The organism is Brachybacterium hainanense, assembly GCF_042434575.1.
Taxonomy (GTDB): domain Bacteria; phylum Actinomycetota; class Actinomycetes; order Actinomycetales; family Dermabacteraceae; genus Brachybacterium; species Brachybacterium hainanense.
On the sequence record NZ_JBHLSV010000044.1, the window covers coordinates 1 to 15,922 of the forward strand.

The 15,922-nt window shown below is 72.6% G+C and carries 17 protein-coding genes; 3 read left to right on the top strand and 14 right to left on the bottom strand.

What is annotated here, in order from left to right:
• The 4 genes from ACFFF6_RS19530 to rimP form a co-directional block, all read right to left on the bottom strand.
• On the bottom strand, positions 1-285 hold a 285-nt coding region (locus ACFFF6_RS19530; protein WP_376983192.1), incomplete at its 3' end, for a translation initiation factor IF-2 N-terminal domain-containing protein.
• A 95-nt stretch (positions 286-380) separates the two neighbouring features.
• Positions 381-686: a YlxR family protein gene (locus ACFFF6_RS19535; RefSeq protein WP_376983193.1), complete on the bottom strand. Its 306-nt coding sequence runs from the start codon at positions 684-686 to the stop codon at positions 381-383.
• 157 nt (positions 687-843) lie between these two features.
• Positions 844-1,863 (bottom strand): transcription termination factor NusA, encoded by a 1,020-nt coding sequence (gene nusA / locus ACFFF6_RS19540; RefSeq protein ID WP_376983195.1) that lies wholly within the window; start codon positions 1,861-1,863, stop codon positions 844-846.
• Position 1,864: 1 nt separating this feature from the next.
• On the bottom strand, positions 1,865-2,434 hold the full coding sequence (gene rimP, locus ACFFF6_RS19545; protein ID WP_376983196.1) for a ribosome maturation factor RimP: 570 nt from the start codon (positions 2,432-2,434) through the stop codon (positions 1,865-1,867).
• Between the two features lie 154 nt (positions 2,435-2,588).
• On the opposite strand from rimP, the gene ACFFF6_RS19550 reads away from it, so the two are divergent.
• A complete protein-coding gene (locus ACFFF6_RS19550; RefSeq protein ID WP_376983197.1) occupies positions 2,589-3,656 on the top strand; it encodes a DUF4439 domain-containing protein in 1,068 nt (355 codons plus the stop codon).
• Positions 3,657-3,686: 30 nt separating this feature from the next.
• Here ACFFF6_RS19550 and ACFFF6_RS19555 read toward each other — a convergent pair whose 3' ends face one another.
• Positions 3,687-5,471 (bottom strand): proline--tRNA ligase, encoded by a 1,785-nt coding sequence (locus ACFFF6_RS19555; protein WP_376983198.1) that lies wholly within the window; start codon positions 5,469-5,471, stop codon positions 3,687-3,689.
• A 103-nt stretch (positions 5,472-5,574) separates the two neighbouring features.
• Here ACFFF6_RS19555 and ACFFF6_RS19560 point away from each other — a divergent pair, with 103 nt between their 5' ends.
• Positions 5,575-6,195, top strand: a complete 621-nt coding sequence (locus ACFFF6_RS19560) for a class I SAM-dependent methyltransferase (RefSeq protein ID WP_376983199.1) — start codon at positions 5,575-5,577, stop codon at positions 6,193-6,195.
• 36 nt (positions 6,196-6,231) lie between these two features.
• On the opposite strand, the gene ACFFF6_RS19565 is transcribed toward ACFFF6_RS19560, so the two are convergent.
• The 9 genes from ACFFF6_RS19565 to rpsB form a co-directional block, all read right to left on the bottom strand.
• A complete protein-coding gene (locus tag ACFFF6_RS19565; protein WP_376983200.1) occupies positions 6,232-7,110 on the bottom strand; it encodes a GNAT family N-acetyltransferase in 879 nt (292 codons plus the stop codon).
• Positions 7,111-7,221: 111 nt separating this feature from the next.
• Positions 7,222-8,565, bottom strand: coding sequence for a M50 family metallopeptidase (locus ACFFF6_RS19570; protein WP_376983201.1), 1,344 nt, complete (start codon positions 8,563-8,565; stop codon positions 7,222-7,224).
• Positions 8,566-8,575: 10 nt separating this feature from the next.
• The gene (locus ACFFF6_RS19575) at positions 8,576-9,124 is read right to left on the bottom strand and encodes a DivIVA domain-containing protein (RefSeq protein WP_376983202.1); all 549 of its coding nucleotides are present in this window, start codon (positions 9,122-9,124) and stop codon (positions 8,576-8,578) included.
• An 86-nt stretch (positions 9,125-9,210) separates the two neighbouring features.
• The gene (rlmN, locus tag ACFFF6_RS19580; protein ID WP_376983203.1) at positions 9,211-10,497 is read right to left on the bottom strand and encodes a dual-specificity RNA methyltransferase RlmN; all 1,287 of its coding nucleotides are present in this window, start codon (positions 10,495-10,497) and stop codon (positions 9,211-9,213) included.
• A complete protein-coding gene (locus tag ACFFF6_RS19585; RefSeq protein ID WP_376983204.1) occupies positions 10,494-11,516 on the bottom strand; it encodes a phosphatidate cytidylyltransferase in 1,023 nt (340 codons plus the stop codon). The genes rlmN and ACFFF6_RS19585 overlap by 4 nt, the downstream gene beginning before the upstream one ends.
• 19 nt (positions 11,517-11,535) lie before the next feature.
• On the bottom strand, positions 11,536-12,102 hold the full coding sequence (gene frr / locus ACFFF6_RS19590) for a ribosome recycling factor (RefSeq protein WP_376983205.1): 567 nt from the start codon (positions 12,100-12,102) through the stop codon (positions 11,536-11,538).
• Positions 12,103-12,243: 141 nt separating this feature from the next.
• Entirely contained in the window at positions 12,244-12,999 is a 756-nt protein-coding gene (gene pyrH, locus ACFFF6_RS19595; protein ID WP_376983206.1) for a UMP kinase, read from the bottom strand.
• Between the two features lie 87 nt (positions 13,000-13,086).
• Entirely contained in the window at positions 13,087-13,911 is an 825-nt protein-coding gene (gene tsf / locus ACFFF6_RS19600; protein WP_376983207.1) for a translation elongation factor Ts, read from the bottom strand.
• 91 nt (positions 13,912-14,002) lie between these two features.
• Positions 14,003-14,869, bottom strand: coding sequence for a 30S ribosomal protein S2 (gene rpsB / locus ACFFF6_RS19605; protein WP_376983208.1), 867 nt, complete (start codon positions 14,867-14,869; stop codon positions 14,003-14,005).
• Between the two features lie 455 nt (positions 14,870-15,324).
• Here rpsB and ACFFF6_RS19610 point away from each other — a divergent pair.
• Positions 15,325-15,922 (top strand): murein hydrolase activator EnvC family protein (locus tag ACFFF6_RS19610; protein WP_376983209.1); only part of this gene is annotated, 598 nt, incomplete at its 3' end.

Consider the following 15,922-nt stretch of genomic DNA (forward strand, 5'->3'; position numbering starts at 1 on the left):
TGCGGGCTCCGCCGGTGCCTGGGCACGGGGGGCCGGCTTCGAGCCGGGCTTGGGCACGGAGCCGCCACCGGGCCGGGGGGCGCCGGCGGGCTTGGGGGTGCCGGGGGCGGGGGTGCCGCCGGACTTCTCGCCCGGGAACTGCTCGCGCAGCCGACGGGCGACGGGTGCCTCGATGGTCGATGAGGCGGAACGGACGAACTCGCCCATGTCCTGCAGCTTCTGCAGAACGACCTTGCTCGGCTGTCCGAGCTCCTTGGCGAGCTCGTGGACGCGGACCTTAGCCACAATTCTCCTGTCTCGGTCCGGCCGACAAGAGGGCGCGGACCGTCAATTCCTGAGGGTGCTCATTGTCGAGTACTCATCGGATGTCCATGGTTCTTCTACCTTTTCCACGATGTGGTGGGGGCGGACGCCTCGAGGTGTCCCTCGAGATGCCCGGTGTCGACCGCGCTCCGGAAGGACCGGGCGAAGCCGCCCCGCGCAATGGCGAGGTCGAGGCACTGCGCCTCGGGGTGGATCCACGCCCCGCGGCCGGGTGCCGATCCCGAGGGGTCGACGCGGACGCGCGGCACGGCCCCGGGGAGGGGATCCTCCCGGACCAGACGCAGCAGCTGCGCGCGGAGGGCGACCTGACGGCAGCCGACGCATGTGCGCCGAGGAGGCGTGCGTTGCGAGCGATGACCCACTCCCGCACCTCCTCATCCCGCGCTTCCCGTCCGCTCCCCGATCGCAGGCGACCGGGTCCGTCCGAGAACAGCCTCCCCAGTGTAGCGGACCGGATCCGCCGGATGCGGTCCCGGGAGGCGTGGGACACATCGCATCCCGCCCGGCGGACCGCTGGTCTCAGCGGCCCTCATCCCCGAACGACGGCGCCGGGGCGATATGCGCTACTCCGCCTGCCGACCCCTCCGGCCGGATGTCGATCTTCCAGCCGGTGAGCTTCGCGGCGAGGCGGGCGTTCTGCCCCTCCTTGCCGATCGCGAGCGAGAACTGGTTCTCCGGGACCGTCGCGCGCACCGCGCGGCCCACCTCGTCGATCACGACGACGCTCGTCACCCGCGCGGGCGAGAGGGCGTGGGCGACGTACGAGGCGGGGTCCTCGTCGAAGTCGACGATGTCGATCTTCTCCCCGCCCAGCTCGTTCATGACCGCGCGCACGCGGGCGCCCATCGGACCGATGCAGGCGCCCTTGGCGTTCAGGCCCGGGACCGTCGCCCGCACCGCGATCTTGGTGCGGTGCCCCGCCTCACGGGCGAGGCCCGCGATCTCGACGGAGCCGTCCGCGACCTCGGGGACCTCGAGGGCGAACAGGCGGCGCACCAGGTTCGGATGGCTGCGCGAGAGCGTGATCTGCGGGCCCTTCATGCCGCGGCGCGCCTCGACGACATAGGCGCGGATGCGACGCCCGTGGGAGTAGTCCTCCCCCGGCACCCGCTCGTGCACGGGCAGCGCGGCCTCGACCCCGCCCAGGTCCACCAGCACCATCCGCGGGTCCCGGCCCTGCTGGATGACGCCCGAGACGATGTCCTCCGTGCGGTCGGCGTACTCGCCGAGCACGGCCTCGTCCTCGAGCTCGCGGATCCGCTGGAAGATGACCTGGCGGGCGGTCGATGCGGCGACGCGGCCGAAGTTCTCCGGGGTGTCGTCCCACTCGTCGACGACCGCGCCGTTCTCGTCGAGCTCGCGGGCCATCACGGAGACGGCGCCGGTGTGCTCGTCGATGATGACCTCGGAGTCCTTGACCGGATGGTCCGTATGCAGGTAGGCGGCGTGCAGCGCACGACGGATCGCGTCCAGCAGCACGGGCAGGCTGATGTCCCGCTCGCGCTCCAGCGCCCGCAGAGCTCCCATATCGATGTCCATGTCAGCGCTCCTTCGCAGGGTTCTCGGTGATCGCGGCGCCTCCGCCGGCCGGAGCGGAGAACTCGATCTCCACCCGGGCCCGCTCGACGTCCGCGATCGGGAGGTCGAGGACCTCCGGGGTGCCCTCGGGCAGGCGCTGCGGCCTGCCGCGGGAGTCGAGGGGGCGCTGCGGCCGCAGGCGCAGGACGTCGCCGTCGACGTCCTCGAGCCGGGCCAGCAGCTCCGTGCCGTCGGTGCGCACGAGGCGGATCAGCCGCGTGCGCGCGCGCCGGAAATGGCGGGGCTCGGTGAGGGGGCGCTCGGCGCCGGGGGTCGTGACCTCGAGGACGGAGGGGCCGGGGCCGATGAGGGACTCGTCCGCGTCCAGCAGCTCCGAGATCTCGCGGGACGCCTCCGCGACCGTGTCCAGGTCGGCGCTGCCGATCCGGTCCTCGGGAAGGTCGACCACGACGCGGATCTCCAGGGCGCCGCCGCGGCGGCGCATCGCGAGCTCCTCCAGCACGAGCTCGTGCCCGGCGAGGATCGAGGAGACCGGTCCGTCCAGGTTCGGGATCGTCTGCTCGTCGTTCATGCGGAGCTCTCCTCGTCTTGACTTGTCATGCGGCGCCCGGGCGCGCCCGGGGCCTTCCCGCGCGGCGGCGGGCCTCTGTCCCAAGAGTAGCCTGTGGCGCCTGCGAGACGGTCCTGCGACGAGGCCGCGCCGGGCAGATGCGAGAATCAGCACCGTGTCCGTCTCCCCGCCGCCCCTCCTGCCCGCGAGCCCCTCCCGTCGGCAGGTGCTGCGCACCGGCGCCGCCGCCGCGGTCGTCGCCGCCCTCGCGGCCTGCGGGCCGCTCCGCCTCGGGCAGCCCGCGCCGTTCACGCCGCCGCCGGTGGGCATCGACGACCTGTATCGGGAGGACCTGCTCGCCGCGATCGACGAGGCTCTGCTGCGCTGCTCCGAGGCCGAGGACCTCGCCGCGGAGCACGGCGACCTCGCGGCCCATCTCGACGGCGTGCTGCGCGTGCAGCGAGCGGCCCTGCTGACGGGGGCCGAGGCCGAGGCCGCCTCGACCTCCGACGCCGGCGGGGAGCAGCCGACCGCCTCCGCGTCCTCCGATGCGGGTGGCGCCTCGCCGGAGCCGGGGACGGGCGACGCCGCGTCCCTCGTCGCCTCCCTCATGACGCTGCGTGATCTCGGCATCCGGGCCGCCCGGCAGGTCTCGGGGTCCCTCGCCCGCCCGGTCGCCGCGATCGCTGCCTCCGCCGCGTGGTCCAGCGCCCGCGTCGCCTCCCTGCTCCCGGCCGCGGCGGCGCAGCTCCGCCCGCTGCCGACGGAGGACGAGGTGGTGCCCACGCGCGAGGTGCCGGAGGACGACCCGCCCACGATCGGTGCGGAGGTCGACTTCCACAGCACGATCGAGACGGCGCAGCGCGACGAATGGTTCGTCGGCTACGTCCGGGAGGTGCTCGCCGCCCGCACCGCGGGAGCGGAGCGCGACGCGCATCGGGCGGCGAGCCAGGAGCATCGCACACGGGCGCAGCGCCTCGCGGAGATCGCCGAGGAGGAGGGGGCCCCGGTACCGCTGCGCGAAGCCGTCTATCCGCTGCCGGAGGCCCTCGCGGACGCGTCCGGGGCCGAGTCCTGGCCGGACACGGCGGCGCATGACCTGCTGGTCACGCATCTCGCGCTGGTCGGCGCGGCGCCGTTCGCGCGGCGCCCGCTGCCGATCCTCGCCGCGCTCGCCGAGGCGGCCTCCCTGGGACCGCGGCTCGCTGCGCTCGAGGCGCTGCCCTCCTTCGAGGAGGAGTGAGCCGGGCCCCGGGAGGCGATCGGCCGGGGCTCAGGCGCCGCGGACGGCCGCCTCGACGCGGGCGAGGACGTCCTGCGGCGAGACCAGATCGACCTCGCCGCTCGCGCGATCGCGGACCTCGACGGTGCCCTCGGCGAGACCGCGGCCGATCACGACCGAGGTCGGGATCCCGAGCAGCTCGGAGTCCTTGAACTTCACGCCCGGGGAGACCTTGGGCCGGTCGTCGTACAGCACCGTGATCCCGCGGGCCTCGAGCTCGGAGGCGATGCGCTCCGCCTCTGCGAAGATCGCCGCATCCTTGCCGGTCGCCAGCACGTGCACGTCCATCGGCGCCACGGCGCGCGGCCACACCAGGCCCTTGTCGTCGTGGTGGGTCTCCGCCAGCGCCGCGACCGCACGGGTCACGCCGATGCCGTAGGAGCCCATCGTCACGGTCGCCTGCTTGCCGTTCTCGTCGAGGACCTTGAGGTCGAGCGCCTCCGCGTACTTCCGGCCCAGCTGGAAGATGTGCCCCATCTCCATGCCGCGGGTGCGGCGCAGCGGCCCGGAGCCGTCGGGCGCCGGATCGCCGTCGCGCACCTCGGCCGCCTCGATCGTGCCGTCGGCGGTGAAGTCGCGGCCGAAGACGAGGTCGTAGACGTGCCGGTCCTCCTGGCCTGCCCCGGCGACCCAGCGGCTGCCGGGGACGACCCGCGGGTCCACGAGATAGCGGATCCTCGAGGGCGACTCGAGGCCCAGGCCCTCCGGGCCGATGAAGCCCTTCTTCAGCACCGGGTGCTTCGCGAAGTCCTCGGGTCCGAACGCCGCGAAGGTCGCGGGGGACACGGCCGCCTCGAGCCGCTTCTCGTCGACCTCGCGATCGCCGGGGATGGCGATGACGAGCGGCTCGGTCGTGCCGTCGGGCAGGGTCAGCTGGTACACGAGGTGCTTGAGCATCTCGTAGCGGGTCCACTCCCCCGACTCCGCGACGGGGCCCTGACCCGGGAACACCTCGTTGGAGAAGTCCGTGAGGGCCGCGATCGTGGAGGCCCCCGGCGTGTCCTCGACATGCGCTGCGGGCAGGGCCGCGATCTGCTCCGGGGACAGCGCCGGGGGCGGGGTCGTCGTGACCGCCTCGACGTTCGCCGCGTAGCCGCCGTCGGAGACCACGAAGGTGTCCTCCCCCACCGGCGTGGGATGCAGGAACTCCTCGGATCGGGAGCCGCCCATCGCCCCGGCGTCGGCCTGGCAGATCACCGTCTCCAGGCCCAGGCGCCCGAAGATCCGCTGGTAGGCCTCGCGCTGCGCGGCATAGGAGGCGTCCAGGCCCTCATCGGACACGTCGAAGGAATAGGCGTCCTTCATGACGAACTCGCGCACCCGCAGCAGGCCCGCGCGGGGACGCGCCTCGTCGCGGTACTTCGACTGGATCTGGTACAGCGTGATCGGCAGGTCCTTGTAGGACGAGAACAGGTCCTTGACCGCGAGGGCGAACATCTCCTCGTGCGTGGGGGCGAGCAGGTAGTCCTCGCCGCGGCGGTCCTTGAGGCGGAACAGCAGCGGGCCGTAGTCCTCCCAGCGCCCGGAGGCCTCGTAGGGGGCGCGGGGCTGCAGCGCGGAGAAGAGGACCTCGTGGCCGCCCGCGGCGTCCATCTCCTCCCGCACGATCTCCTCGACCTTCCGCATCACCTTCAGGCCCAGCGGGAGCCACGTGTACACCCCGGCGGCGCTGCGACGGATGTAGCCGGCGCGCACGAGCAGCTTGTGGCTGGCGACCTCCGCGTCGGAGGGATCCTCGCGCAGGGTGCGGATGAACGACGAGGACATGCGGATCATGGATCGGCCTTTCAACAGGATGGTGACCCGCCAATCCTAGTGGAGGCGGGCCTGCGCGGCGGCCATCCTGCGCATCAGGCGCGGTCCCGCCTAGGCTCGGGGCATGACGCCCTCCGACCGCGCCCCCGCCGCCATGCCGCCTGCCGCCGCCACCCGCAGCTTCTCGCAGTACAACGCGGCGCAGCGGGGGCGGCCGGTGCGACGGCTCGCGCTGCGCGGCGCGGAGCTCGCCGGCCCCGCGGCAGGGCGGACCGCCGTCGAGCTGGGCAGCGGGATCGGGATCGAGGCCGCGCATCTCGCGGGTCTGGGCTGGGAGGTCCGCAGCTACGACGCGGATCCGAGCGTCGAGGAGCCGATGCGCGAGCTCGCCGCCCGAGCCCCCGTCACGCACCGGACCGTCTCCCTCGAGGACCCCGGGCTGGTCCTCCCGCCGTGCCATCTCCTGCTGTCCTGCGCGACGCTGCCCTTCACGCGGCGCGAGGCGTTCCCCGACCTGTGGCGGCGGATCCGCGAGGCCGTGCAGCCCGGAGGAGTCCTCGCCCTCGACCTCTTCGGCGACCGCGACGGATGGGCCGGCCACGAGGGGACCTTCCTCTCCCGCACCGAGGTCGAGGAGCTGCTGGACGGGCTCGACGTGCTCGACCTCGAGGAGCGCGAGCACGAGGGGCGCTCCTTCGCCGGGCCCAAGCACTGGCACGTGCTCACGGTCCTCGCCCGCGCCTGAGGCTCCTCCCGGGGCCGGACGGGCCCGACCTCGATCTCAGAACAGGATCGTGGTCAGCTCCCCGGCCTGGACGAAGCCGGCCGCGGCATAGGCACGGCGGGCCGGGACGTTGAAGTCGTTGACGTACAGAGACACCTGCGGGGCGTGGTCGCGTCGGACCTGCGCGACCAGGTCGGCCATGGCCGACCTCGCCACGCCCCGACCGCGATGCGCGGGAGGGACCCAGACGCCGTGGATCTGCGCGACCGGGCCGAAGACCGCCCCCACGTCCGCCTTGAAGATGATCTGCTCGTCCCGCACCACGATGTAGGTGCGCCCCGCACCGATCAGCGAGCGGACCCGCGCCCAGTAGGCCCGGCCTCCGTCGAAGGAGGTCGGGTCCGTCCCGACCTCCTCGCGGAACATGGCGACGGCATGGTGGTAGACGGCCTCGGCCTCCTCCGGGCGGGCGGGCCGCAGGCCCGGGCCCTCCCCCGCCCGGGCATCCAGCACCGGGGGCTGCCCCGCATCGGCCGCCGCGACCAGCAACGGCTGGCTCCACCGGTACTCTCGCACCGCCGGCGCCCAGGCCGGGGCGAGGGTCCGCCATATGCGGGCCACGGCGGAGCGCTCCCCCACGATCGAGCTCGCACGGCGGCGCATGGACAGCACCGCGGTCGCGAGCTCGTCGAGGACCGCCGGGTCCTGCGCCATCGGCGCGATGTTCACCCCGTGCCAGAGCAGGCCCGTCGGCTCCGCGTCCGGTCCGACGAGGCTGAACTCCTGCGGGAGGCTCGCCGTGCCCCGCAGCTCCGCCAGCCGCGCGCCGGGCAGGGCGTGCCGCAGCGGGTCCCGCAGGGCGAGGCGGAGCGCCACGGCCTCCGCGCCATGGCGCACGGGCCTCACACGCGGCTCGCCGCGCCGGAACATCGCCATCTCAGCAGCCGGGCCCGTCGCAGGAGGTCGGATCGCAGGAGATCATCGCCCCAGTATGGGGCACGACGCGATGCCGCCGCGGCGCCCCGGGAGCCGTCGGACCGGGAGCCCTCATGACCCGAACAGGGTGATCGGATCGACGATGTCCGCATACAGCAGCAGCACCGTCATCGCGGCGAAGCAGAGCGCCACCGCGTAGGTGAGCGGCAGCAGACGCGACATGTCGACCGGGCCGGGGTCGGCGGATCCCCGCCGGCGCGCGAACCATCGGCGCACCCCCTCGATCAGCGCCCCCAGCACATGGCCCCCGTCCAGCGGCATGAGCGGGATCAGGTTGAAGACGAACAGCGCCATGTTCACCGAGGCCAGCATCGACAGCAGCGTCGCGACCTTCTCCCGCAGCGCGAACCCGGGCTGCTCCGCGGCGACGACCTCCCCGGCGAGCCGGCTCACGCCGACCACGCCGATGGGCCCGTTGGGGTCGCGCTCCTCGTCCCCGAAGGCCGCCTCCCCCACCTCCCACAGCCGTGCCGGCAGGCTCACCACGATCCGCGCGGTGCCGGTGAAGGTGTCCCAGACCATGCCGGGGACCTCCGCCGGGGAGCGGCGCACCAGGTCACGGGTCCCTGCCACCCCGAGGAAGCCCACCTCCTCGGTCACCAGGCCCCCGTTCGCGTCGTGGACGGCGGCGCCGTCGGCATCGAGCACCGGGCGTGCGTCCATGATCGGCTCCGCCTGCAGGGTCAGCTGCTCGCCGTCACGCTCGAGGACGATCTCGACCTCGGACCCGCCGGAGGCGCGCACCGCCGAGGTCACGTCCTCCCAGCGCCGGATCTCCTGCCCGTCGATGCTGCGCAGCACGTCGCCGGGCTCGATCCCGGCGGCCGCCGCCGGGGCCTCGGGCATGCCGTCGCAGTCAGTCCCCTCGGGGGCATCGGCCGGCAGCACGCACTGCGAGACCGCGGAGACCGTCGGGGTGATGCCCGGCAGGCCGATCCCGCACAGCAGCACGGTCGTGAGCACGACGCAGATGAGCAGGTTCATGAGCGGCCCGCCCAGCATCACCGCGAGCTTCTTCGGCACGGCGAGGGCGCTGAAGGTCCGATGCGCCTCCTCGGGGCCGTACTGCTCGGCCTCCCATTCCTTCGCCTCCGCCGCCATCTGCTGGAGGAAGCCGGTCGAATCCTCCCGGATCGTCCCCGGCGCCTCGCCCCGATGCGGCGGATACATGCCGATCATCCGGATGTATCCGCCCAGCGGCACCGCCTTGACGCCGTACTCGGTCTCGCCGCGGCGACGCGACCAGAGCGTCGGCCCGAAGCCGATCATGTACTGGGTCACGCGCACGCCGAAGGCCTTCGCCGGGAGCAGGTGCCCCAGCTCGTGCAGCGCGATCGAGGCCGCGAGCCCCAGGCCGACCACGAGGACGCCCAGGGAGAACAGCAGGACGCTCATCGCTCGCGCATCACGGGACGGACGCCATCACATCCGCGACATGATCCAGGTACACGTCCACGACCGCCTCCTGGTACCCCTCCGCCCCGCGACGGCGGCGGAAGGCGGCCCGGCGCACGTCGTCCACGCTCATGGGCAGACCATCGGTGAAGTAGGAGACCAGCTGATCGCACAGGGCGTCGACATCGGTCCGGTCGTAGGCGGGATCCCCCGGCGCGGCGGGGGCGAAGCGCAGCCCGGCCGGGCGCTCGAGGCGCTCCTTGAGCGCCTCGGCGCGCTCGGTCAGCTGGGCGATCCACGCGGCCTCGCCGGAAGCGGCGATGGCCTCGTCCCTCGCCTGCAGGGCGAAGGCGTCGGAGAGGCGATCCAGGGCCTCGTCCACGGTGCGCATGTCATAGCCGCCGCGCTCGGTGCCGAAGCTCGCGGTGGCGACGTCGGAGCCGTCGAAGGAGGGGTCCTTGCTCTCGTAGGCGCTGCGTGCTCGCGCGAGGAAGTCGTCGACCTCCGCGGACGCATAACCCACGCTGAAGCGCGAGACTCGCTCGAAAGATGTGCTCACGGGAGGGTCCTTCCTCGGTGCCGGAACGGTCACCACAGTAGATCAGGTCGCTGCGAGGGCCCGGGGTGCCGTGCCCTTACGGCGTCTCAGGAGGCGCGGGTCGCGATCGCCTCGACACGGGCGACCCGTGCTTCGCGGTCGGCGCGATGCGCATCGGACTCGAGGATCTCCGCGGCCAGCTGGCCGCAGGCGCCGTCGATGTCGGAGCCGCGGGTGTCGCGGATCGTGGTGCGGATCCCCGCCTCCCGCAGCGTCTCGACGAAGGCCTTCTCCACGAAGGGATCCGAGGCCGTCCACTTCGAGCCCTTCACCGGGTTCAGCGGGATGGGGTTCACGTGCACCCAGCCCGTGCCTCCCTTGGCGATCAGGCGGTCCGCCAGCAGCTGCGCCCGATGCGCCTGGTCGTTGATGTCGCGGATCAGCGCGTACTCGATGCTGACCCGGCGACCCGTGGCCTCGAAGTACTCATGGGCGGCGGAGAGGATCTCCTCGACGTCGAAGCGCGTGTTGATCGGCACCAGCTCGTTGCGCAGCTCGTCGTCCGGGGCATGCAGGGAGACCGCGAGCGTCACCGGGATCTCCTCCTTGATCAGCTTGCGGACCGCCGGGGCGAGCCCCACGGTCGACACGGTGATGCTGCGCGCGCTCATCCCGAAGCCCTCCGGCGACGGGGCGTTCAGCCGCTTGCACACGGTCGCGACCGGGCGGTAGTTCGCCAGCGGCTCCCCCATGCCCATGAACACGATGTTCGTGACGCGGCTCGCAGCGGTCTCGCCCTCGCGGGCGGGGACCTCCCCGGCGGCGAGCTTCGCATTGGCGATGCGCACCTGCTCGAGGATCTCCGCGGCGGAGAGGTTGCGGGTGAGCCCCATCTGCCCGGTCGCGCAGAAGGGGCAGTTCATCCCGCAGCCCGCCTCCGAGGAGATGCACAGCGTCACGCGTCCGGGGTAGCGCATGAGCACGGACTCGACGAGGGACCCGTCGAAGAGCCGCCACAGCATCTTCTGGGTCGCCCCGTGATCCGCGCTCTGCATCGAGACCAGCTCGAGCAGGGGCGGGAAGAAGCGCTCGACCAGCGCGGCTCGCAGGTCCTTGGGGATGTCGGTGAGCGTCTCCGGATCGACCTGCGCGTGGTCGAAGTAGTGCTTGGACAGCTGGTTGGCGCGGAAGGCGGGCAGCCCCATCTCCACGACGGCCTCGCGGCGCTCGGCGAGCGTCAGGTCCGCCAGGTGCGCCGGCGGCTTGCCGCGACGGGTGGGCCGCAGCTGCAGCTGCCCGGGCGCGAGCGCGATCCTCTCGCCGGGGATCGCCTCCCGGGAGAGGTCGGGCAGCGCCGCCGAGCGGGGCACGGGATCGGGCAGAGGACGGTTCATGGGAGCAGGATCTCCAGGAGGATGTAGGTGGCGGGGGCGGCCAGCAGGATCGAGTCGACACGGTCGAGGACCCCGCCGTGGCCCGGGAGCAGATGCCCCATGTCCTTGATGCCCAGGTCCCGCTTGATGAGGGATTCGGCGAGATCGCCGCAGGTCGAGATCAGCACCAGCACGACGCCGAGGAGCAGGCCGATCCACCAGGGGCCGCCCATCGCCAGGACGACCACGGCGACCGCGCTGCCCGCACCGAACAGGAGCGAGCCGGCGAAGCCCTCCCAGCTCTTCTTGGGGCTGATGCTCGGAGCCATCGGATGCCGTCCGAACAGGACCCCGGCGAGATAGCCGCCGATGTCGTTCAGCACCGGGACGACGACCGCGAGCAGCACGGCGAACGCGCCGTCCGGTCGCTCCTGCAGCAGGAGCACGAAGCAGGCGAGGAACGGGATCCATGTCAGGGTCAGGACCCCGGCGCACACGTCGCGCAGCGCCGGCAGACCCATCGACTCCGAGGCCCGCCAGATGATGAGCACGCAGATCGCGACCGCCATGGCCACCATGAGCCCGTCCACGCCGAACACGACCGTGGACACGACCATGCCGACGCCGCCGACCATGACGGGCATCGCCGGGATCCGCAGCCCGCCCTGGCCGAGCGCACGTGTCAGCTCGAGGGTCCCGAGCACCACGCCGAGGCCCACCAGGCCGGGCATGGCGGCGGGCACCAGGAACAGACAGGCCAGGAAGAGAGCACCGAGGCCGATGCCGACGCCGATCGCGGCCGGCAGATTGCGGCCGGCCCGCCCCGCGTCCGGGGGCGGCGGCGCCGGGACGGGGTTCCGTGCCGCCTGGACCCGGGAGAGGGCATCGGCCTCCCGAGCCCGCGCGAGGACCTCGCTGTGACGGATCCCGCCCGTGGGAGGACCCGGGCTGACGAGGCCGACGGCGGGTTCGCCCCGCACCGCCCCCGCCGGGGCGGGGGCGGTGCGGGGGGTCTCCCGGGACGGCTGCGGAGTGCTCACGACTGGACCTGCTCGCAGGTCAGACCGTCGCCAGCTCGGTCTCCTTCGCCGCGAGGGCGACGTCGACCTGCTCGATGAACTTCTTCGTGAGGGCCTCGAGCTCCTTCTCGGCGCGGGTCCCCTCGTCCTCGCCGATCTCCTTGTCCTTGACCAGCTTCTCGATGGCCTTCTTGGCGTTGCCGCGGCTGCCGCGGACCGCGACCTTCCCGTCCTCGGCCTTGTTCTTGGCGAGCTTGATGTAGTCGCGGCGGCGCTCCTCGGTGAGCGCAGGCAGCACCACGCGGAGGTTGTCGCCGTTGTTGGTGGGGTTCACGCCCAGATCGGATTCGCGCAGCGCGGTCTCGACGGCCTGCATGGCGCTCTTGTCGTAGGGGGTGACGATGACCGTGCGCGCCTCGGGGAACTGCAGCGAGGCGAGCTGGTTCAGCGGCGTGGGCGCTCCGTAGTACTCCACGTCGATGCCCTGGAACATCGCCGCGCTGGCACGCCCGGTGCGGATCGCGGTGAAGTCCTCCTTGGTCACCTCGACGGACTTGGACATCTTGGCTTCGGCGTCCTTCAGGATGCCGGCGACGTCGTCGCTCACGGTGTGCTCCTCATGGTTGCAGCGGTTCTCAGGGTTCATTCTCCCCCACGGGCGGCTCCGGCGCGGGAGCGACGCCCCCGGGGCGGGCAGGGGCGGGGTGCGGGCGCGCGACTCGGCGGAGGGCGCCCGCGGGCACTCGGCTCAGCCGCCGGTGACGACGGTGCCGATCCGCTCCCCCTGCATGGCGCGGGTGATGTTGCCGGAGCGGTCCAGCCCGAAGACCATCATCTGCTGGGCGTTGTCCATGCACAGGCTGAAGGCGGTCGCATCGACGACCTTCAGCCCCCGCTGGAGCGCCTCCGCGTAGGTCACGTGCTCGAGCTTGACCGCATCGGGGTTCGAGCGGGGGTCGGCGCTGTAGACGCCGTCGACGCCGTTCTTCGCCATGAGCACCTCGTCGCAGCCGATCTCGAGGGCGCGCTGCACGGCGACGGTGTCGGTCGAGAAGTACGGCATCCCGGCGCCTGCGCCGAAGATCACGACGCGCCCCTTCTCGAGGTGGCGGACGGCGCGCAGCGGGAGGTACGGCTCGGCGACCTGGCCCATCGTGATCGCGGTCTGCACCCGGGTGGAGACGCCCTTCTGCTCGAGGAAGTCCTGGAGCGCGAGGCAGTTCATGACGGTGCCGAGCATGCCCATGTAGTCGGCGCGGCGCCGGTCCATGCCGCGCTGGGACAGCTCCGCGCCGCGGAAGAAGTTGCCGCCGCCGACGACGATCGCGCACTCGATCCCCTGGGCGACGCCCTCGGCGATCTCCCCGGCGATGCGGGAGACGACGTCCGGGTCCACGCCCACGGCGCCGCCGCCGAAGGCCTCGCCCGAGAGCTTGAGCAGGACCCGCCGGCCGTCGCCCCGCTTGGGGAGGACGGGGATCGGGGAGGTGAAGGTCTGGGTCATGGATGGGTCCTTCCGCTGCGGGTCATCGGTGGTTGTGCCGGTGCGCCCCCGCACCGAGGGTGCGGGGGCGCAGGGGCGATGCGGCGGTCAGTTGCCGACGCGGAAGCGCACGAAGCCGGTGAGCGTGCCGCCCGAGGCCTCGACGACCTTCCCGACGGTCTGCTTCGGATCCTTCGCGAAGGCCTGCTCGAGCAGGACGTTCTCCTTGAAGAAGCCGTTCAGGCGCCCCTCGACGATCTTGGGCAGGGCCTTCTCGGGCTTGCCCTCGTTCTTCGCGGTCTCCTCGGCGATGCGGCGCTCGTTCTCGACCAGGTCCGCGGGGACCTCCTCACGGCTGAGGTACAGCGGAGAGAACGCCGCGATGTGCATCGCCACGTCGCGCGCGACCTCGGCGGCGGCCGCGTCGGTCGCGACGAGGACACCCACCTGCGGGGGGAGGTCCTTGTTGGTGCGGTGCATGTACGAGGTGACGACCTCGCCCTGCACGCGGCCGATCCGACGGACGACGATCTTCTCGCCCATGGTCGCACCGGCGGTGGTCAGCGCCTCCCCGAAGGGGGTGTCGGCCAGCTGCTCGGGCTCGGTCGCACCGGACTCGACGGCGGCGGCCACGGCCTCGTCGCCGAGGGCGACGAACTTGTCGTTCTTGGCGACGAAGTCGGTCTCGGAGTTGAGCTCGACGAGGATGCCCTGCTGGCCGCCCTCGACCTCGCGCACGGCGAAGGCCACGAGGCCCTCGGAGGCGGCGCGGCCCTCGCGCTTGGCGATGCCCTTCAGGCCCTTCACGCGGATGAGCTCGACGGCCTTCGCCTTGTCGCCCTCGGCCTCGTCGAGCGCCTTCTTGACGTCGAGCATGCCCGCGCCGGTGGCCTCGCGGATCTCCTTGATGTCGGCGGCGGTGTAGTTCGCCATGTGTGTCTCCCTGGGGGTGGTGGGGATGAGAGAAGAAGTGGAGTGCCGTATCGGCGCCGCGGGGAGGCGGATGGCCTCCCCGCGGCGACGATCACTCGGCCTCGGGGGCCTCTGCCGCGGGGGCCTCGGCGGACTCGGCCTGCAGCGGGGCCTCCTCGGCGGGGGCCTCGGACTGCTGGACCTCGGACTGCTTGAGGAGCTCCTGCTCCCACTCGGCCAGCGGCTCGACGGCGGAGACGTTCTTCTCGCCCTGCTGCGTCGACTTCGCGTGACGCTCCTGGAGGCCCGCGGCGACGGCGTCGGCCACCACGCGGGTCAGGAGGGTCACGGAGCGGATCGCGTCGTCGTTGCCCGGGATCGGGTAGGTGACCTCGTCGGGATCGCAGTTGGTGTCCAGGATCGCGACGACGGGGATGTTCAGCTTCTGCGCCTCGTCGACGGCGAGGTGCTCCTTGTTGGTGTCCACGATCCACACGGCCGAGGGCGTGCGGGCCATGTCGCGGATGCCGCCGAGGGTCTTCTCCAGCTTGTCCTTCTCGCGGCGCATGATGAGCAGCTCCTTCTTCGTGTGGCCGGAGGCGGCCACATCGTCGAAGTCGATCTGCTCGAGCTCCTTGAGGCGGTTCACACGCTGGGAGACCGTCTGCAGGTTGGTGAGCATGCCGCCCAGCCAGCGCTGGTTCACGTAGGGCATGCCCACGCGGGTGGCCTGCTCGCGGATCGACTCCTGCGCCTGCTTCTTGGTGCCGACGAAGAGGATCGAGCCGCCGTGGGAGACGGTCTGCTTCACGAACTCGTACGCCTTGTCGATGTACGTGAGCGTCTGCATCAGGTCGACGATGTAGATGCCGTTGCGCTCGGTGAAGATGTAGCGCTTCATCTTCGGGTTCCAGCGACGGGTCTGGTGTCCGAAGTGGACGCCGCTCTCGAGGAGCTGGCGCATGGTGACGACTGCCATGGTGTCCTTTTCCCGGTCCGGGGCTCGCGCGGCGCACCCGGAGGGCGTCCGCGGTCATCGCGCCGGACCTGATATCTCGGTTTCCCCCGACCGGGATGGTGCGGGGCCTGGTGCCCGGGTCCCGGGCCGCCCCCGGAGGGGACCGATGGTCCGGGCGTCCCTGCTGGGCACGCGAAGTCATCCGGACGGACCGGATGCCAGAGCGATCTTATCGGATGCCCGCCGCGATCCGTGTGGCCCGGCGCGCGCGATGGGTCACGTCGCGGGAGCGGCTCCGCGGCGGGACGGACGATGTCGATCCCGACGGGGCCCCTCGCGCCGTCGATGCCCGAGGCCGACCGCGCGGGACCGACGGCGCGCAGGGTGTGCAGCCGCCCCTCCTCCCCATGGCCCCTCCGTCCACACCCCGCCTCCCGCCCTTCCCTCGACGGTCCGGATGGGGGAGCGTGGCGGGCATGCGCCGCTCCCTCCCCCGCCTCCGCCCCGTCCCGGCCTCCGGGCACGCAACGGTGCTCATGGTGGCGACGATGCTGCTGGCGCTCCTGCTGCTGCCTGCGGCTCCGGCCGGCGGGGAGCCGGGCGCGCCGCGCTGGCTATGGCCCGTCGGGGAGCCGCATCCCGTCGTGCGGGCCTTCGAACCGCCCGCGAGCCGCTGGGGGCCGGGTCATCGCGGGATCGACGTGCTCGCTCCCGGGCCGGAGGTCCGTGCGGTCGAGGACGGGACCGTCCGCTTCGCCGGCATGCTCGCCGGGCGTCCCGTGCTGTCGATCCAGCATGCCGACGGACTGATCTCGACCTACGAGCCCGTGACGGCGCAGGTCGCCGTGGGAGAGGCGGTGCGCGCCGGGCAGGTGGTGGGCGCGCTCGAGGCGCAGGGCGGGCACTGCGCGGACGGGGCATGTCTGCATCTGGGGGCCCGCCGGGGCCAGGACCGCTACGAGGATCCGCTGCTCCTGCTCGGAGCGCGCGGGCCCAGCGTCCTGCTTCCCCTCGCGGGTCGCTCCGGCGCGGCCACGGGCGCCCGCGCGAGCACGCCGGGACCGGCCGCGGCCG